We start from the raw sequence: 16,960 nt of genomic DNA on the forward strand, positions 1-16,960 counted from the left end.
AAATCATCTTCCTTTTTCGTTCTTGGCCTTCCGCGTGCATTTAGTGTCGAAGAAAGCCCGAAGGTTTGCGCTGTTTTTTCCATCCACTCTACCTCTCCCAAAGGGCTTTGACGATTGACGCTGTTGCGTACCGCGTTTAGCGTCTCATCTCTTAAGGGTGTGTTTACATGTAAAGACCAATCAGTCGGCAATACCACCAAAGATTCATCAAGTAAGCCTCTTTGTTGATTTGTTCTCTCCCAAAGTGAACCATAAGGCCAGTTCTGGGCATGCTCTATGAGTTTGGCGCGCAAAGCATTGGCCTCGATGTAGCGCAAGAGGGAGAGGTAGTAACTCTCTTTTTGCACCATAAAACTCTTGTAGCGACCCTGCCAAACATGCCCTGATGTTTTGTTTTTCTTATGGTAGTAGCGCACGTGCGATGTCATGACCCACTGCATAAACCGACTCAAGCTCCCCTTGGCCTTGGACACAAGTAAAAGATGAAAATGGTTTGGCATGAGGCAATACGCGTGAAGTTCAACCGCTTCTTTTTTCAAGCCCTCATGCAGTAATTTTAAAAAATATTCATAATCCTCGGCATCATCAAACACTTGCATCTGCATGTTTCCACGGTTGATGACATGATAAATCCCCCCGACACTCTCAGCCCTAGCAATGCGTGGCATGGATTTTCCTCTACATGTAAAGATTTTTAGGGAGTGTAGCAGAAAGTTTATTTAAAGTAGCCTGTCCCCATTAATCCTTTCTGTCCCCATTAATCCTTTCTCCTGACACTGTTTCTCTCCTGTGATATTAAGATACGGATTTTGCTTTATTTTTTAAATAAATCCACGCACACGTATTAATATTAGATATTCCTCCATTCCTTCTCCATTCTTCTATTTCTTCATCTGTTCTTGGAGCTTTTACATCATCTAACGGGTCAGTATAATTATCAGGAAACTTTAGAAAATCAAAAATTACTATTATACTTTCTTCATTCAATTGGTTATTTATAATTACATTTTTAATTTCTGCCAATGCATCACTGTCTCTACACGTTTCCCAATTTTTTAGCCCAGCATAAAAGGATAAAGGAAATCCATCATTTTCCTTCCATTTAAAAGCTTCTCTCAACTTATGTTGAATCTGATATTTTTGTAAATTAAAAACCTTCTTATGGTGTTCTTCAGTTATTTTATTAGCCAATTCTTCTGTTAATTTTATAACTCTTGATGCTAGTATCCATGTTACTTTATTATTATTTTTGTCTTGGAGTAAGCTATGAATATTCTTTAATTCTTCTAAAGATTTTTCCAAATAAAATTTTGATTTATCTACAATTTTATTTTCCTCATGTAATAATTGCGAGCTAGTTATTGATTTCATTACTGAAGAAGAAGCTAATAAGGCTGAAATTGCAATAAAAAAAGGACTAATGAGCCCACTATCTACCAGTGGTGCAAATATTTTTGAAATAGATTCTTCTGGAAAAAGTTTTAAAAATAATAATACCAGTACCATAAAACAAGCAATAAAAAATAATACATTTACAGCTCTATTGTAACTTTTGTAATCACTTGTTAGTTCATTTATTTTTTCTTTAGCCATCAGAATCTCCTATCTTGATATTTACTTATTATGCAGATATAAACTACAGGCAAAAAATGGAGACAGGCTGCTTTTTAAGCCCCCGCGTAACTTCATTAAGTAAAATAGGGACGAGGCTACTTTTCCAAACCCCACTTAACTTCATTAAGAATCCAAAATCTCATTTATTTGCACCCAGCGATTATATCAAAACCATCACGAAGTCTAGCGTAGCGAAAAATCTGAGTCTGCTTCTTCATCTTTACATGTAAAGATTTTTAGGGAAGTGTAAGAGAATGTCTAAATTTTCAACTTTTCTTGCCACTGGCTTGTATGGCTTTAATAATTTCAGCTAGTTGAATTTTTTCTTTTAGGGAGAGTTCTTCTTGTTCGCTTTTTGCGAATAACCTTAGAAGATAGATTTTTTCACCAAGGGTGAAGAAATAATAAACCCTATACCCAGAACTTTTACCCTTGTTGGCTCTTGGCATTCTTATTTTTTGGGCACCGCTAGTTCCTGAGACAGTATCGCCTCTTGCGGGGTCAAATGCTTTTAAAAACTCTTCAAAGTCAGTATCAAGTGTGGGGTTTTTCTTTTTCGCGTCTTTGTAGTCTTTTTTGAATTTATCCAAAAAAGTAAAAGCGTAGTTAAGCATTAAGTTCTTTTAGGAGGCTTTGGCTGTCGTCAAAAAAGGTGAGTTTGTTGTCCTTAATGTCGCTGAGTGATTTTTGATGGAGCTTATCGCTCTTTATCTCTTGCAAAATCGTCAACAAATCCAAACTCACAGCACTCTCTAAAAAACTCTTGATACTCTCAGGCGTTTTGAAGTAATGCTCTACGGGCTTATTGTCTATGGCTATTTGAAGCATGGTCTGCCTTTTGAAAATCATTTTGGGTTATTATAGCTATTTTGAATCAACTTTAAAATAATAAAAAGTGCTTTGCCTCCATGAGTCTCTAAAACACCAACACCACCAACCCCCTTACATGTAAACCCACTCAAACCCCCACACATCTTCACGACAATTTTGTCATACATTGTCGCAACCCTTACATGTAAAGCTTGCAAAACCCCCAAATCTAGCTGTTTATTCTTGGAATGCGCCTTGCAACCTTGTAAGGCGAAACATATCAACCCAAGGAGCAACCAATGGCAGAGTTACGACAAATCGCCTTTTACGGTAAAGGTGGTATCGGAAAATCCACGACGTCTCAAAACACGCTCGCGGCTATGGCGCACTATTTTGGCAAGAACATCATGATTGTGGGCTGTGACCCTAAAGCGGACTCTACCCGCCTTATCTTGCACGAAAAAAAGCAAAACACCATCTTGCAGCTTGCTGCGGATTTGGGTTCTGTGGAAGACTTGGAGCTTGAAGACGCGCTTCAAGAAGGTGCTGGCATGTTTGGTAAAACAACACCAAACGGTTGGATTAACTGTGCCGAATCAGGCGGTCCAGAGCCAGGAGTTGGTTGTGCAGGTCGTGGGGTAATCACCGCGATTAACTTCCTCGAAGAAGAGGGTGCGTACGATGAAGACGGCCTAGATTTCGTCTCTTACGACGTTCTTGGTGACGTTGTGTGCGGCGGTTTTGCGATGCCGATTCGCGAAGGAAAAGCCCAAGAGATTTACATCGTTATGAGTGGTGAGATGATGGCAATGTTTGCCGCCAACAACATCTCCAAAGGGATTTTAAAATACGCCAACACCGGTGGTGTACGTCTTGCAGGTCTTATTTGTAACGCCCGTATGACAGACCGTGAGTATGACCTAGCTAATGCTTTGGCCGAGAGCCTTAGCACGCAGATGATTCACTTTGTGCCACGTAACAACATCGTTCAAAACGCAGAAATTCGCCGTATGACCGTGGTTGAGTATAGCCCAGAATCCGACCAAGCTAAAGAGTACAAAGAGTTAGCACGCAAAATCGTTGCCAACGACTTTAAAGTGATTCCAACGCCACTTGAGATGGACGACTTGGAAGACTTGTTGATGGAATTTGGTCTTGAGGAAGCGGTTGACGCAGAAAACATCGGCAAATCCGCCGTAGCTTAAGTAAAGGAGCACGCAATGTTTATCATGGGATTTCAGTTTCCTGCCAGTATGGGAAACAAAGTAGACGACAACTTGGTGATCGAGAAAATGGAAGAGTCCATCAAGGGTGTAAGCGGCGTTAAGGCCATCAAACTTACCCACGGAAAACAGTTTGAAAACGAAGTGATGTACGAAAAAACCGACACAGTGCTTGGCAAGTCGCTCATCAGCTACTACACCATGCAAGACCCGCACATCACGGAAGGTTCTAAGTATTTTATCTACACCAACCGCTACCAGATGAGTGCGTTGTCAAAAAAATTCGACACCGACCCTGAAACACAGGCAATGTGTAAACTGTTTGATGGCATGGATTTGTTCAAGCTAGAGCTTGTCTAAAAAGGAGAGAAAATGGGACTAGAAACACTCGAAGAACAACAACGTCGCGCGCTTGCGGAAGTCTTGGATGCGTATCCAGAAAAGGCTAAAAAGAACCGCTCAAAGCATCTAGGTGTAGGCACTCCTGAGGATGATGCCTCCAAAACCTGTGGCGGGGTACGCAGCAACAAAAAAACCGTTCCAGGCGTCATGAGCCAACGTGGATGTGCGTACGCTGGAAGTCGCGGGGTGGTCTGGGGGCCCATTAAGGACATGATTCACATCTCCCACGGCCCTATTGGTTGCGGTCAATACAGCCGAGGCGGACGCCGAAACTATTACATCGGGACCACAGGGATCGATGCCTTTACGACCATGAACTTTAGTACCGATTTTCAAGAAAAAGACATCGTGTTTGGTGGGGATAAAAAGCTTAACAAGAGTTTAGATGAGATCAACGAGCTTTTCCCGCTCAATAACGGCATTTCCATCCAGTCAGAGTGCCCCATCGGCCTCATCGGGGATGACATCGGCGCGGTTTCTAAGGAAAAAACCAAAGAAACAGGCAAGGTCGTCATTCCTGTAAACTGCGAAGGGTTCCGTGGCGTAAGCCAGTCTTTGGGACACCACATCGCCAACGATGCCATCCGCGACTACGTCTTTCCACAGTTTAGCGCGGAAGCTAAAGACCTTGTAAGCACGCCTTATGACGTGGCCATCATTGGGGATTATAACATCGGTGGCGATGCCTGGAGTTCACGTATTTTGCTCGAAGAGATGGGGCTTCGCGTTGTTGCTCAGTGGAGTGGAGACGCGACCTTTAAAGAGATGGCCATGACGCCTAAAGTGAAGCTGAACTTGTTGCACTGCTACCGTAGTATGAACTACATCAGCCGCCACATGGAAAAAGAGTACGGGATTCCTTGGATGGAGTACAACTTCTTTGGCCCCAGTCGCACCGATGAGAGCTTGCGTAAAATCGCCGCTTTCTTTGACGAGTCCATCCAAGCCAAAACCGAAGAAGTAATCGCCAAGTACAAAAAAATGTACGACGAAGTCCTTGCCAAATACCGCCCACGCTTAGAGGGCAAGAAAGTCATGCTGTTTGTCGGCGGCCTTCGCCCACGCCACGTCATCGGTTCTTACGAAGACTTGGGAATGCACGTCATCGGCACAGGGTACGAGTTTGCCCATGATGATGACTACAAACGAACGACCGAAGAGATTGCCCGTTCGACCATCATCTATGACGACGTGAACGAGTATGAGTTGGAAGCGTTTGTGAAAAAGATGCAGCCAGATTTGGTCGCTTCGGGGATTAAAGAAAAATACGTCTTCCAAAAGATGGGCTTGCCTTACCGACAAATGCACTCATGGGATTACAGTGGGCCTTACCACGGATACGATGGGTTTGCCATCTTTGCCAAGGATATGGATTTGGCGATTAACTCGCCTGTGTGGAGTCACTCCAAAGCCCCTTGGGATAATAACTAAAAGGATAAGCCATGCAAAGCGTAGAAAAAATCGTCAACGGCAAAGAGCTGTTTTTAAAGCCCGAATACCAAGCTGTTTTTGAGGCCAAAAAAGAATTTGAAGGCATGTGTGGAGCGTGTGACTCCGCCAAGGTGCAAGAGGTCAGCGAGTGGACCAAAACATGGGACTACCGCGAAAAAAACCTAGCACGTCAAGCCATCACGGTCAACCCAGCCAAAGCCTGCCAGCCTCTAGGGGCGGTCATGGCTTCCTTGGGCTTTGAAAAAACCATGCCTTATGTGCATGGCAGTCACGGGTGTGTGGCGTACTTTAGAACCTACTTTACCCGTCACTTTAAAGAGCCAACTCCCTGTGTATCTGACTCCATGACAGAAGACGCAGCGGTATTTGGTGGCCTTTCCAACATGAAAGAAGGCTTGGCTAACTGTAAAGCCTTGTACAAGCCTGAGATGATCGCCGTCTCCACGACATGTATGGCAGAGGTTATCGGAGATGACCTTAACGCCTTTGTTTTGAGTGCAAAAGCCGAATCGCCAGAGCTTTTGGCAGAAACGCCCATTCCTTTTGCGAACACGCCTTCTTTCGTTGGGTCGCACATCACAGGGTATGACAACATGCTTTCTAGCATCGTTGCGACGTTGACCGAAGGAAACATAAAAGAGGAAAAAGAAGAGCGCATCAACATCATTCCTGGGTTTGAGCCTTACCTTGGGAGCATTCGTGAAGTCAAAGCCATCGTTGGCGCCTTTGACATGGAATTTGTTACCGTAGCAGACCACTCCGACCAGTGGGACATTCCTGCTGGAAAATACGAAATGTTTTCAGGCGGCACGACGCTAGCAGAGGGCAAAGAACTAGGCAACGCTAAAGCGACTATCAGCCTTCAAAAATATGCGACCAAAAAGACCATGAAATTTGTCAAAAGCAAATTTAAACAAGAAGCCTTGTTTGCCAATCCTATCGGCCTCAAAGGCACAGACGCGTTTGTCATGATGCTTAGTCGCCTAAGTGGCAAAGAAGTGCCTGCTTCCTTACGCCTCCAACGGGGACGTTTGGTAGACGCGATGCAAGACAGTTACCCGTACTTTCACGACAAAAAGTTTGCCATCTGGGGAGACCCTGACTTTTTGTTAGGCATGGTCGCGTTTTTGCTCGAAATGGGTGCAGAGCCTACCCACGTACTGTGCCACAACGCGCCTAGCGGTTGGGAAAAAGAGATGCGAGAGCTTCTTGATACTTCACCTGCCAAAGACAAATGCAACGTGTGGGCAGGCAAAGACTTGTGGCACATGCGAAGCCTTCTCTTCACCGAACCTGTTGATTTCATGATTGGCAACAGCTACGGCAAAGAGTTGATGCGCGACACGGGTACGCCACTGATTCACATCGGCTTCCCGATTTTTGACCGCCACCATTTGCACCGCTACAGCATCAGCGGTTACGAAGGGGCGTTGAACCTTCTCACGTGGACAACCAACAAAATCTTGGATGTCATGGACGAAGAGACCAAGCAGATTGCTAAGACGGACTTTTTCTTCGACTTGATTCGCTAAGGCTTAAGCAAAAGGTTGGTGTTTTACCAACCTTTTGTCTTTAAGAAATTGATTAATTTTTATCCACATGAGTGAATAATAGTTAGTCAATCTTGGGATACACTACATGTAAACAAAAGGAGGCGACGATGCAGCTAGCAGACAAATCCATCGACCAGACATGCGCCCATGTCGCTTCTAAAAAGCCCGCCTGTAGCCGTCCCACGCCTGGGGCTACCACGGGCGGATGCGCCTTTGAAGGCGCGCAGATTGCCCTGTTTCCTTACGCGGACGCGGCGCACTTAGTGCATGGCCCATTGACCTGTCTAGGTGCTTCGTGGGAAACCCGCGAAACCAAGACAAGTGTGGAAGGCCGTGATTTTACCCAGATGGGATTTACCACGGGCATGGAGCTTAATGATGTCATCTTTGGCGGCGAACCGCGCCTTGCTAAGGCTATCGCGTACATCGTAGAAGCGTATGCGCCTGAAGCGGTGTTTGTCTACACCACCTGTGTTTCAGCCTTGGTGGGGGACGATGTAAACGCTACATGTAAAGAAGCCGCACTAACGCACGGCATCCCCGTCGTTCCTGTACACGCGCCTGGCTTTGTAGGAAGTAAAAACCTCGGTTCTCGTCTTGGCGCGATGGATGTCCTTAAAAATCTCATTGGCACCAAAGAACCCCAATTTTCCACGCCCTATGACATCAATCTCATTGGTGAGTACAACGTTACGGGCGACATGTGGCAGTACACCGCGCTACTTGAAGAGCTTGGCATTCGCGTCCTCTCTACTCTTAGTGGTGATGGTCGCGTGGCAAAGATTCGCACCGCGCACCGCGCAAAACTCAACGTCATCGTTTGCGCCAAGTCCCTTAATGCCGTGTGTGAACGCATGGAAAAAGAGTATGGGATTCCTTACATTTCCGTCTCCTTTTACGGCAAGCGCGACACTAGCGATGCCTTGCTTCAAATCGCCCATGCCTTGGGTGATGAGGCTTTGATGGAGAGAACCAAAGCCCTTGTAGCCAGAGAAGAAGCCCTTGTGGAAGCCAAACTGCTTCCTTTTAAAACAAAACTCACAGGCAAAAAAGCCGTCTTAAACACAGGGGGCAACAAGTCGTGGTCGATTGCTTCGGCACTCCAAGATTTGGGCGTTGAGGTCGTGGGAACTAGCGTGCGTAAAGCCACCGAAGAAGACAAAGAAAAAGCCAGAAAGTACCTTGGAGAAAACGGGGTGCTCATGGAAAACCCTGGTGCCGAACAAGCCAACCTCATCAAAGAGCGCGGTGCTCATCTTTTGCTTGCAGGAGGTCGTAGCCTTTACACTGCCATCAAACAGCGGGTCGCTTTTGTGGACGTGAATCAAGAAAAAAAGGTTTCATATGGGGCGTACAACGGCCTTGTAAACCTTGCCCATGATGTCATCAAAGCCATCGAAAACCCCGTATTTGACGTGGTGGGAAGGAGGGCACCGTGGGAGCAATAATGCAAACAAAACCCTTACATGTAAACCCCTTAAAGCTTTCCCAGCCCATGGGGGCGACCTTGGCGTTTTTGGGCGTGGATGGGTGTATGCCGCTCATGCACGGGGCGCAAGGGTGTGCGTCTTTTACTAAAGTTTTCTTTACCCGCCATTTTCAAGACCCTATTGCCATCCAAACCACCGCCGTGACGGACATCACCGCCGTGTTGGACGGAGGCGCTAAAGGTATCGCTGAAGCGGTAGAAAACATCACCAAAAAAGTAAACCCCGCCCTCATCGGGCTTTTTACCACGGGTCTGACTGAAACCAAGGGAGACGACATCAAGGGTGCTGCTAGCGGGCTTAGCTTGCCTGTGGTGTATGTCAACACGCCCGATTACGAAGGGGCACTTGAGAGCGGATGGGCGCTGAGTGTGAGTGCCATGATTACGCAACTCACCACACCAACTGCACAAATCCAAAAAGGAAAAGTCGCGCTGTTGCCGCATGTAGGCATGAGCGCACTTGAACTTGAACGCCTCAAAGAGTGCATTGCCTCTTTTGGCTTAAGCGTCGTCGCTTTGCCCGACATCTCTTTGTCTCTTGATGGGCACTTGGGCGAAAAACAAACCGCCCTAAGCAGTGGCGGTACAACGGTAGAAGAGATTAAAGAGCTAGGAACGTGCGAAGCGGTCATCACCGTGGGCGCGTCCATGGAAGGGTGCGCCAAAGCCTTGCGCGCTAAAAATCCTGCCATCACACCTTTACATGTAAGCCATCTGGGCGGGCTTGTGGCTACAGACAGCTTTATCGCCATGCTTATGAGCCTCTCAGGCAACGCACCCACGCCCACCCTTAAACGGTGGCGTGCGCGGCTTCAAGATGCGCTTTTGGACACCCATGAAATGGTGGGTGGCAAAAACGTGGCACTCATCGGCGAACCCGATGAGATAGTGGGCTATGGGGCACTGCTTCAAGAAGCGGGCGCGAAACTTGCCTGTGTCATCGGAGCGACATCTAGCACGAACCTAGAAAGCCTTGGTGGCGTCGTGGGGGATTTTGAAGATTTGGAACACCGCATGGAGGGAATCGATGTGGTGATAGGCAACTTTCACGCCAAGGCCATCGCCAAGCGTTTTGGTGTGCCATTAGTGGTGCGAGGGTTTCCCAGCTGGGGAACCGTAGGCGGCGCGCTTAATCACAGCGTCTTATACGAAGGCGGTGCACAGAGTTTGTTTCGCGTTGCTAATGTGTGTGAAAAAGACCACTAGCCTTCTTTTAAGAAGAGCGTAGCGTTTGGAGCTTTGCTTCAAAGGCGTATTAGAAGTTCTGTAAAAAAAGAATAGGAGAACATGATGAAAGTTGCCTTTGCTACGAAAGATTTGGAGATGATTAACGACCACTTTGGGTGGGCGAAACAGTTTGCGGTGTATGAGATTACACCCGAGGGATACACCTGTTTGGGTGCGGTAGAAACTAAGGAAGAGATCGAAGAAGAAGCCGACAAAATCAACGCCAAAATCGAAGCGTTAAAAGGCGTTTCTATCATCTACTGTGAAGCCATCGGGCCAACGGCGGCGGCGCGGGTGATTCAATCACGGATGCATCCCATGAAAGTGAGTGAGCCAACCTCCATCGAGACCACCGCAGCAGCGCTAGTTAAAATGTTAAGCACCAATCCCCCGCCGTGGATTCGTCGCATTTTACTCAAGGAGGTAGGCAGTGAGTGAGCTAAAAACCCTTTACATGAAGACCCTTGTGGGTCAAGTGCGCGCCCTAGACGGGTTTGGCGCGTGGTCAAAGCTAGATGACGCTCAACTGCTTACCATGAAATACGTCAAAACCAAAGAGGATTTAAGAAATGTGCCCCTCATTGCCGACATTGACGAAGGCATCATTAAAGACATTCGCGTGCTATACCAAGCGTTGGCGTTGGCCTTTGAAACCAAGACAAACCATGTTGCAACGGTGGTGTTAGAGATGAGCCACGAAGGGTTTGGGCGCGTGGTGGTGGTCACGGACACCCAAGTGCTCTTTACCAAGTACTTTAAAGACGCCCACCGTTTTTCCTTTCGCACCTTAGAAAAACTCGAAGAAGAGGGGGAGAAAATGCTCCTGCGTGCCCTTGAAATCTACCAAAAGGAGTCGGCGTGCGTGTAGGTGTATTTTACGGAAGTTGTAGTGGCATCACGGGCAATGTGGCCCGTAAGATTGCCGAAGCATTTGAGGCGGATGAAGTGGTGAACATGGAGGAGGATTTTGACTCCGTTGACCAGCTTCTTGCATATGAGCTCTTGTTTTTAGGCTCTTCTACGTGGGGGCAGGGGGACGTACAGCGTGACTGGGTTGACCCGCTTTTAGAGATTGGGGACGAGGAACTGGATTTTTCGGGCAAAACTGTCGCCTTGTTTGGGGCAGGAGATGCCAAAACCCATGGAGAACATTTTGTGAGTGCGTTGGGAAAAATGTATGACCTTTTTAAAGAACGTGGAGCCTCTTTTGTGGGATTTTTTCCTACGGAAGGTTATGTTTTTGAGGCTTCTTTGGCTATCAAAGAAGGGATGTTTTGTGGCTTGCCCATCGACGAGGTGAACGAGCCTGAAAAAACGCAAGCACGCATAGAAGCGTGGATTGCCAAAGTCAAAGAGGAGATAGGGAAATGAGCAAGGTGGAGGATTTTTACCAAATCAGCGATGCGGAAGAGTATTTTGAATTTTTTAACCTCGCGTATGATAGCGCGCTGTTGGATGTCAAGCGTTCACACATCATGCGCCGATTTGGAAAAATGCTCCAAAAAGCGCGCCAAATCCCCGCTTCCAGCGAGGAAGAACGCCTAAAGTACTACAAGTTTGCCCTTTTAAGTGCGTACAAAGAGTTTGAGTCTGGCCACGCTCCAAGTGCGGCAGAAATCTGGGATATGGACGGGCGCACACTGCCTTGCCAAAGTTGTAAAAGTGCGTGTTTGGAGGAAGGCAATGAAGCCCTTGCGTGTAGCTGAAGAGGCGATGGTGACCTCTTCGACCAAGGATGAGATTCTTTCAAAGTTTCACATCGGTCAAAAGGTACGCCTTGTTAAAGACATCCGCAATGATGGCACTTTTCCTTACGCAAAAATAGGTGAGATTTTGGTGCGGGCGGGAGATGAGGGCTTTGTGCGCGATGTGGGGGATTTCTTGCAAACCATCCGTGTGTACGAAGTGAACTTCATGGGCGCCAATCATATCTATGGGTGCCGTGAATTTGAACTGGAAGCTTTAGAAGAAGATGTGTACAAAAAAGAAGTAGAAGAAGAGCTCGCGTGGATTAAGCGTCACCGCGAAACCCAATCTAAACAAAAGGAGAGTTGAATGGCAAATGTGGTTTTTTGTGGCTTTGGGCCAAACGATGGTTTGTACCATGCCAAAATCGGCGAAGTATTGTTGCGCCTTGCGGTAGCCTCTGGGGTGAGCATTCCCAAGACAGAGGGCGAGAGTGTGGTGGAGATTCAGGAGATGAGCGAAGAGTTGCAAACGACATACATGGAAGATATAGAGTTTGAAAAACTCATCAAGCTGGGGCTTTTGAGTGAAGAAAAAGCTTACGAGTTGCAACAATACACCATCGGAAGCAAGTACCGACTGGCGGACCAATGCCTTGTTAAAGGCGACATTTTAGTAAAACCCTATAAAGGATAACGGATGAGAACACGTGTTGAGATTATGAATGACTTTTTGGCCATCAACGTAGAACCAGGCAAAACCATCCAAGACATCGTTGAAGCCTCAGGAAGCGCGCTTCCTTTTGGGTGTCGTGATGGTGAGTGCGGTACCTGTGCAGTTTCCATTGAGCAAGGCATGGAGTACTTAAGTCCTGTGACCCCCAAGGAAGTCAAGGTTGTTAAGGAAGTTCTTGTTGGGACTGGATTTACAACGGAAAAAATCCGTCTGTCGTGCCAGATGAAAGTGGACAAACCTAACGGTTTGATTCGCATCAAGTACTAAGCGCGTTTTGGCGGGCTTGCGATGCACCCTTCTTTAGCCCTCAAGCAAACCCAAAGCCACAGGCTCTCCATGAGTATGTGGCTTCCTTTGCTGCACGCATCCCTTGAAGAATTAGATGGTCTGATTAACGAAATCAGCGAAGAAAACCCGTATGTGGAAGTGGAGGAGACCTACCTCTCGCGTATCCACAAAGCCGCCTTACATGTAAGCAATGCTAGCACGGACGCCATCGAAGCACTAGGCGTTGCAAAACCCTCCTTGTATGAGGTGTTGCTTGACCAAATCGAACCTCCCTTGTTTCCCACGCCCATCTCCCAAGAAGTCGCCAAAGAAATCATCGCATGGATTAGTGACGAAGGGTACTTTGAGGGCGACATGCGCCAAATCGCCACAACCTTTGGCGTGAGCGTGGACAAATGCGAAAGCATCCGTGCCCGCTTTGCCCAGCTTGAACCCTCTGGCGTGGGAGCTAAGAACCTTAAAGAAGCCTTTTTGTTTCAGTTGGAAGCCTCGGAACTCGACGATGCGCTTCATGATGTGCTTGGAAAGATGATTGCTTCGTTTGAAACCATGGACACTTTTTGCACGCATCCACGCTTTCAAGAAGCCAAACGCCACATGATGCATTTTAAAAACCCGCCTGCCATCGAATACTTGCAAGCCTCGCCCGTCATCGTGCCCGATGTGTTGGTGAGCCTCAAGAAGGACGAACTTAGCGTGCAAATCAACGGACGGTTTTACCCTGAGATTCGCATCAAAGAGGCCGTGAAAGAGGGCGTGTTTTTAAAGAGCAAATACAAAGAAGCCAAAGAGTTGGTGAACCTTTTGGCTTTACGCAAAACTACTTTGTACAAGCTAGCTTTGGTGCTCGTTGAACGCCAAAGCCGCTTTTTTCACGGAGGCCATTTGTTGCCTTTAACCATGCAAGAAGTGGCGGATGAACTTGGGTTTAACGAGTCTACCATCTCCCGCGCCGTGGCCAACAAATACCTGTGGTGTGAACGGGGCTTGTTTGCCCTGAAAGATTTTTTTGCCACCGAACTTGCCCCTTCGCTCTCCACTGAAGAGGTCAAAAGCTTTGTAAAAAACCTCATCGACCACGAGTCCAAGGAAGCGCCTTATGGAGACGAAGCCCTTTTGGAGAAAATCAAAGGGCGTTTTGGCATCGCGCTCGTGCGCCGCAGTGTGACCAAGTACCGCCTTGAAATGGGCATTGCCTCAGCTTCGGTACGCAAGCGGATGTACCTCTTGGAGTAAGTCTTTTGAAATAAGTATTGACACATGGGCTTGCGGGTGCAAATAAAAAGCACCAAGGGTGCGCGAGCCCTCTGCTGAAGAGAACTCAGCGTTAGCGTAGCTTTTGGAGCTTTGCTTCAAAAGCGTGTTAAGAATTCTACTCGGAATGATTTATGCATACCTTACATGTAAAGACAAAAAGGAGGCGCACCCATGCAAGGATTAGCAACGTATGAGGGTACAGCACGGTTTGCCTCACGCAAGGGTGTGCGGGCGGATTTTTATGGGCTTTCGCAAGGGTTGGTGTTTTCGTCTTTAGGGCTTGGCACCTTTCGCAAAGAGCCTTACCGCGAAGAAAATTACTTGCGTACCTACGAGGACGCTATCGCCGAAGCGCTGAATCAAGGCTGCAACCACTTTGACACCGCCATCAACTACCGCTACCAAGAGAGCGAAAAAGAACTTGGACGTGCTTTAGCGAAGGCATTTTCCAAGGGAGTCGTGGCGCGCGATGAGGTGATAGTCGCGACCAAAGCGGGGTTTTTGCCTTTGGAATTCCCCTTTCCCAAAGATCCGTACCGTTGGATTCAAACACAGGTAGTGGAGAAAAATCGCGCCAAAAAAGAAGAGATTATCATCGACCAACACTGTTTGAGTGTGCCTTATTTGGAGTGGAGCTTGGAGCAGAGTTTGGAGAATTTAGGACTGCAAAGTATCGATATTTTCTACATCCACAACCCAGAAACCCAACTTGGCTACGTGTCAAAGTGGGAGCTGCACCAACGGATGCGCCATGCCTTTGCGTGGTGCGAAGCCAAGAAAAAAGAGGGAAAAATCGGCGCGTACGGTGTAGCCACGTGGAATGGTTTTAGTTACGAACCTGACCACATGGAGCACCTGTGTCTTGCCACGCTTGTGCGTATTGCGCGTGAAGTAGGCGGCCAGACGCACGGGTTTAAATTTGTCCAGTTTCCCTACAGCCTTGGCAAAACGGGTGCGTACACGGTGCCTACACAAGTGCTAGAAGAAGGGAATATACTCCCTGCTTTTGGCGCGGCGAAGGCGTTGGGGTTGGAAGTCATCCTCTCTTCCGCGCTGTTGCAGATGCACTTATTTAAGGGGGCGTTTTCAGACAAAACCGTTGCGGTGCTTGGCGGGGAGAGCGACATCCAAGCGGCGTTGCAATTTGCCCGCAGTGCCTTGGGTGCCACCTGTGCGCTATTTGGGAGCCAAGACCCTTTACATGTAAAGCACAATTTTGGCATCAAAACCCAACCCCGTGTGCCCCAAAAGCACTACAATCTCTTGTATAGGATGAGCGCATGATTTATGATGTTTTGGTAGTAGGCGGAGGGATTGCAGGGCTAAGCGCGGCGTTGGAAGCGGCGAGCAAAGGCACCCATGTGGGTTTGGTGTGCAAAAGCCTTCCTTTGCGCTCTAACAGTTCCATGGCTAGTGGCGGCATCAACGCGGTGCTCTCGACGATGGAGCCTGATGAAGTGAGTGCGCACGTGGCTGACACCCTCAAAAGCGGCCAAGGGTTGTGCAACCTTGACGCCGTGCGGGTGATGTGCCAGCGCGCTCCCGCGACCATTCGCAAGCTTCACAAGCTTGGCGTTCCTTTTGACCTAACCGAAGAAGAGGAGATTTCACAGCGCAGTTTTGGGGGAAGTGGCAAAAAACGCACTTGTTATATTGGCGATAAAACGGGTTCAGCCTTGGTGCAACAGCTCTTTAAAAAATGCCGTGAAGCGGGCGTGGAGTTTTTGCCTAACCATTTTGTGATGAACCTCATCGAGTCCAAAGGACGCATGTGCGGGGTGAGCGTGCTACGCAAAAGCGACTCCCAAGTGTTAGCCTTTGCGGCAAAAGCGGTGGTGCTTGCAAGCGGGGGATTTGCAGGGATTTACAACGGACACACGACCAACCCCCTTGATACCAACGGCGACATGCTTGCTGCAGCGTTGCGGGCAAAACTGTGGGTAAAAGACCTAGAGTTGGTGCAGTTTCACCCGACAGGACTGGCAAAAAACGGCGCGCTCTTAAGTGAAGCGGCGCGTGGCGAGGGCGGGTATTTGGTTAACAGCAAAGGGGAGCGGTTTATAGACGAACTCTCCACGCGCGACAAAATCACCCGCGCTATCATGCGCCAAATGGAATCAGGCGAAAAAGTCTTTTTGGACGTGCGCCACCTTGGCAGTGCGAAGATTGAAACCAAACTGCCCTCGTTAAAGCAAACCTGTTGGAGCTCTTTAAACATCGACGTGGCGTGTGAGCTCATTCCCATCACGCCTGTGGCCCATTATTGCATGGGGGGGATTGAAGTGGACGTAAACGCGCAAACGACCATCAAAGGGTTGTTTGCCTGTGGTGAAGTGGCGTGTGGCGGTGCCCATGGGGCGAACCGTCTTGGGGGAAATTCGCTCATCGAAGGCGCCGTGTTTGGGGAGATAGCGGGCTTTAATGCGGCGCACTTTGCCATCAAAAACATCTTTTTGCCCATTGACTATGAGTCGGTGGCCAAAGAGATGCGGCGCGTGGAGTACATTTACGGGGGCGAGAACCTTTACAACGTCAATGCCTTGCGCAAACAGTTGGGTAAAACCATGTTTGAAAAAGTAGGTATTTACCGCGACGAAGCCTCTTTGGTGGATGCGTTTGAGTACATCAAGTACTTGCGAAAACTTACCGCGAGCTTGCACTGCATCACCAAATCTAAAGACAACAACGTCGAAATCGTGGCTATTTTGGAGCTTGCTAACGCCTTGCAAGTGGCCGAAGCTGTGGTCTTTAGCGCCCTTAGTCGCAAAGATAGCATTGGGGCGCATGAGCGCACGGACGCCAAAGGCCTCTTTGCCTCGCCCGCCCACACGGTGGTGACCACGCTCAAAGGAGGGTTTTTAAAGATTGAACGGGAACGCACGGGTACATTTTGGCGGATGAAACGCTGGTTAATGCGGCATTTTATAAATTAAGACGTTTTACAAAACGTTTGTAAAAAAAGGATAGGTAATGGCCAAAGTCATGTTGCGTGAGAGTGAAGGAAAATTGTTTTTTTATGTCGCTAAAAAAGACATGGAAGAGGTGGTCGAGTCCGTAGAATTTGACTCGGATGAAAAGTGGGGTGGTGAGATACGCCTTTCTAACGGACAGTTGTGGCACATCGAACCCGCCCCTAAGGTGCTACCCAATGAGGTAGTTGCAAGAAAATTAGCAGACGACTAATGTATAAGGAGTAAAAAATGGCTGCAATGATTACGGAGGAG

The 16,960-nt window shown here is 47.9% G+C and carries 22 protein-coding genes; 17 read left to right on the forward strand and 5 right to left on the reverse strand.

What is annotated here, in order from left to right:
* From JWV37_RS11555 to JWV37_RS11575, 5 genes are all read right to left on the reverse strand, one after another.
* The coding region (locus JWV37_RS11555) for a transposase (protein WP_205459980.1) at positions 1 to 668 on the reverse strand (668 nt) is incomplete at its 3' end.
* 127 nt (positions 669 to 795) lie between these two features.
* The gene (locus JWV37_RS11560; protein ID WP_205459981.1) at positions 796 to 1,593 is read right to left on the reverse strand and encodes a hypothetical protein; all 798 of its coding nucleotides are present in this window, start codon (positions 1,591 to 1,593) and stop codon (positions 796 to 798) included.
* Positions 1,594 to 1,880: 287 nt separating this feature from the next.
* Entirely contained in the window at positions 1,881 to 2,228 is a 348-nt protein-coding gene (locus tag JWV37_RS11565) for a type II toxin-antitoxin system RelE/ParE family toxin (RefSeq protein WP_205459982.1), read from the reverse strand.
* Entirely contained in the window at positions 2,221 to 2,442 is a 222-nt protein-coding gene (locus JWV37_RS11570) for a hypothetical protein (protein ID WP_205459983.1), read from the reverse strand. Before JWV37_RS11570 ends, JWV37_RS11565 begins: the two co-directional genes overlap by 8 nt.
* A 17-nt stretch (positions 2,443 to 2,459) precedes the next feature.
* Positions 2,460 to 2,612: a hypothetical protein gene (locus JWV37_RS11575; RefSeq protein ID WP_205459984.1), complete on the reverse strand. Its 153-nt coding sequence runs from the start codon at positions 2,610 to 2,612 to the stop codon at positions 2,460 to 2,462.
* Positions 2,613 to 2,723: 111 nt separating this feature from the next.
* On the opposite strand from JWV37_RS11575, the gene nifH reads away from it, so the two are divergent.
* The 17 genes from nifH (at position 2,724) to nifT (ending at position 16,919) form a co-directional block, all read left to right on the forward strand.
* Positions 2,724 to 3,629, forward strand: coding sequence for a nitrogenase iron protein (gene nifH, locus JWV37_RS11580; protein ID WP_205459985.1), 906 nt, complete (start codon positions 2,724 to 2,726; stop codon positions 3,627 to 3,629).
* Positions 3,630 to 3,644: 15 nt separating this feature from the next.
* Positions 3,645 to 4,007 (forward strand): hypothetical protein, encoded by a 363-nt coding sequence (locus JWV37_RS11585; protein ID WP_205459986.1) that lies wholly within the window; start codon positions 3,645 to 3,647, stop codon positions 4,005 to 4,007.
* A 12-nt stretch (positions 4,008 to 4,019) separates the two neighbouring features.
* Positions 4,020 to 5,480 carry a nitrogenase molybdenum-iron protein alpha chain gene (nifD, locus tag JWV37_RS11590; RefSeq protein WP_205459987.1) on the forward strand — a complete coding sequence of 487 codons (1,461 nt, stop codon included), beginning with the start codon at positions 4,020 to 4,022 and terminating at the stop codon, positions 5,478 to 5,480.
* A gap of 11 nt (positions 5,481 to 5,491) precedes the next feature.
* Positions 5,492 to 7,033, forward strand: a complete 1,542-nt coding sequence (gene nifK, locus JWV37_RS11595; protein WP_205459988.1) for a nitrogenase molybdenum-iron protein subunit beta — start codon at positions 5,492 to 5,494, stop codon at positions 7,031 to 7,033.
* Positions 7,034 to 7,161: 128 nt separating this feature from the next.
* Complete coding sequence (gene nifE, locus JWV37_RS11600) at positions 7,162 to 8,502, forward strand: nitrogenase iron-molybdenum cofactor biosynthesis protein NifE (protein ID WP_205459989.1); 1,341 nt, start codon at positions 7,162 to 7,164, stop codon at positions 8,500 to 8,502.
* A complete protein-coding gene (gene nifN, locus JWV37_RS11605; protein WP_369407683.1) occupies positions 8,490 to 9,749 on the forward strand; it encodes a nitrogenase iron-molybdenum cofactor biosynthesis protein NifN in 1,260 nt (419 codons plus the stop codon). Before nifE ends, nifN begins: the two co-directional genes overlap by 13 nt.
* 84 nt (positions 9,750 to 9,833) lie before the next feature.
* Positions 9,834 to 10,208 (forward strand): nitrogen fixation protein NifX, encoded by a 375-nt coding sequence (nifX, locus tag JWV37_RS11610; RefSeq protein WP_205459990.1) that lies wholly within the window; start codon positions 9,834 to 9,836, stop codon positions 10,206 to 10,208.
* The gene (locus JWV37_RS11615; protein ID WP_369407684.1) at positions 10,201 to 10,638 is read left to right on the forward strand and encodes a DUF269 domain-containing protein; all 438 of its coding nucleotides are present in this window, start codon (positions 10,201 to 10,203) and stop codon (positions 10,636 to 10,638) included. Before nifX ends, JWV37_RS11615 begins: the two co-directional genes overlap by 8 nt.
* On the forward strand, positions 10,629 to 11,141 hold the full coding sequence (locus JWV37_RS11620) for a flavodoxin (protein ID WP_205459991.1): 513 nt from the start codon (positions 10,629 to 10,631) through the stop codon (positions 11,139 to 11,141). Before JWV37_RS11615 ends, JWV37_RS11620 begins: the two co-directional genes overlap by 10 nt.
* Entirely contained in the window at positions 11,138 to 11,476 is a 339-nt protein-coding gene (locus JWV37_RS11625) for a nitrogenase-stabilizing/protective protein NifW (RefSeq protein WP_205459992.1), read from the forward strand. Before JWV37_RS11620 ends, JWV37_RS11625 begins: the two co-directional genes overlap by 4 nt.
* Positions 11,454 to 11,825, forward strand: a complete 372-nt coding sequence (locus JWV37_RS11630) for a nitrogen fixation protein NifZ (protein WP_240332194.1) — start codon at positions 11,454 to 11,456, stop codon at positions 11,823 to 11,825. Before JWV37_RS11625 ends, JWV37_RS11630 begins: the two co-directional genes overlap by 23 nt.
* Positions 11,826 to 12,152: a hypothetical protein gene (locus JWV37_RS11635; RefSeq protein ID WP_205459993.1), complete on the forward strand. Its 327-nt coding sequence runs from the start codon at positions 11,826 to 11,828 to the stop codon at positions 12,150 to 12,152.
* A gap of 3 nt (positions 12,153 to 12,155) precedes the next feature.
* Positions 12,156 to 12,458, forward strand: coding sequence for a 2Fe-2S iron-sulfur cluster binding domain-containing protein (locus tag JWV37_RS11640; RefSeq protein ID WP_205459994.1), 303 nt, complete (start codon positions 12,156 to 12,158; stop codon positions 12,456 to 12,458).
* A 21-nt stretch (positions 12,459 to 12,479) separates the two neighbouring features.
* Entirely contained in the window at positions 12,480 to 13,715 is a 1,236-nt protein-coding gene (rpoN, locus tag JWV37_RS11645) for an RNA polymerase factor sigma-54 (RefSeq protein WP_205459995.1), read from the forward strand.
* A gap of 192 nt (positions 13,716 to 13,907) precedes the next feature.
* The gene (locus JWV37_RS11650; protein ID WP_205459996.1) at positions 13,908 to 15,020 is read left to right on the forward strand and encodes an aldo/keto reductase; all 1,113 of its coding nucleotides are present in this window, start codon (positions 13,908 to 13,910) and stop codon (positions 15,018 to 15,020) included.
* A complete protein-coding gene (locus JWV37_RS11655; RefSeq protein WP_205459997.1) occupies positions 15,017 to 16,669 on the forward strand; it encodes an L-aspartate oxidase in 1,653 nt (550 codons plus the stop codon). Before JWV37_RS11650 ends, JWV37_RS11655 begins: the two co-directional genes overlap by 4 nt.
* A gap of 37 nt (positions 16,670 to 16,706) precedes the next feature.
* Positions 16,707 to 16,919, forward strand: coding sequence for a putative nitrogen fixation protein NifT (gene nifT, locus JWV37_RS11660; protein ID WP_205459998.1), 213 nt, complete (start codon positions 16,707 to 16,709; stop codon positions 16,917 to 16,919).
* The last annotated feature ends 41 nt before the right edge of the window (positions 16,920 to 16,960 follow it).

Source organism: Sulfurospirillum tamanense (assembly GCF_016937535.1).
GTDB classification, from domain to species: Bacteria; Campylobacterota; Campylobacteria; order Campylobacterales; family Campylobacteraceae; genus Sulfurospirillum_B; species Sulfurospirillum_B tamanense.

Coding starts and splice junctions, on each gene's coding strand:
- JWV37_RS11635 (WP_205459993.1), top strand. CDS start 11,826: ATGGCAAATGTGGTTTTTTGTGGCTTTGGGCCAAACGATGGTTTGTAC.
- nifE (WP_205459989.1), top strand. CDS start 7,162: ATGCAGCTAGCAGACAAATCCATCGACCAGACATGCGCCCATGTCGCT.
- nifX (WP_205459990.1), top strand. CDS start 9,834: ATGAAAGTTGCCTTTGCTACGAAAGATTTGGAGATGATTAACGACCAC.
- rpoN (WP_205459995.1), top strand. CDS start 12,480: ATGCACCCTTCTTTAGCCCTCAAGCAAACCCAAAGCCACAGGCTCTCC.
- JWV37_RS11570 (WP_205459983.1), bottom strand. CDS start 2,442: ATGCTTCAAATAGCCATAGACAATAAGCCCGTAGAGCATTACTTCAAA.
- JWV37_RS11640 (WP_205459994.1), top strand. CDS start 12,156: ATGAGAACACGTGTTGAGATTATGAATGACTTTTTGGCCATCAACGTA.
- nifK (WP_205459988.1), top strand. CDS start 5,492: ATGCAAAGCGTAGAAAAAATCGTCAACGGCAAAGAGCTGTTTTTAAAG.
- JWV37_RS11650 (WP_205459996.1), top strand. CDS start 13,908: ATGCAAGGATTAGCAACGTATGAGGGTACAGCACGGTTTGCCTCACGC.
- JWV37_RS11630 (WP_240332194.1), top strand. CDS start 11,454: ATGAAGCCCTTGCGTGTAGCTGAAGAGGCGATGGTGACCTCTTCGACC.
- JWV37_RS11560 (WP_205459981.1), bottom strand. CDS start 1,593: ATGGCTAAAGAAAAAATAAATGAACTAACAAGTGATTACAAAAGTTAC.
- JWV37_RS11655 (WP_205459997.1), top strand. CDS start 15,017: ATGATTTATGATGTTTTGGTAGTAGGCGGAGGGATTGCAGGGCTAAGC.
- nifD (WP_205459987.1), top strand. CDS start 4,020: ATGGGACTAGAAACACTCGAAGAACAACAACGTCGCGCGCTTGCGGAA.
- JWV37_RS11585 (WP_205459986.1), top strand. CDS start 3,645: ATGTTTATCATGGGATTTCAGTTTCCTGCCAGTATGGGAAACAAAGTA.
- JWV37_RS11575 (WP_205459984.1), bottom strand. CDS start 2,612: ATGTATGACAAAATTGTCGTGAAGATGTGTGGGGGTTTGAGTGGGTTT.
- nifT (WP_205459998.1), top strand. CDS start 16,707: ATGGCCAAAGTCATGTTGCGTGAGAGTGAAGGAAAATTGTTTTTTTAT.
- JWV37_RS11565 (WP_205459982.1), bottom strand. CDS start 2,228: ATGCTTAACTACGCTTTTACTTTTTTGGATAAATTCAAAAAAGACTAC.
- JWV37_RS11625 (WP_205459992.1), top strand. CDS start 11,138: ATGAGCAAGGTGGAGGATTTTTACCAAATCAGCGATGCGGAAGAGTAT.
- nifH (WP_205459985.1), top strand. CDS start 2,724: ATGGCAGAGTTACGACAAATCGCCTTTTACGGTAAAGGTGGTATCGGA.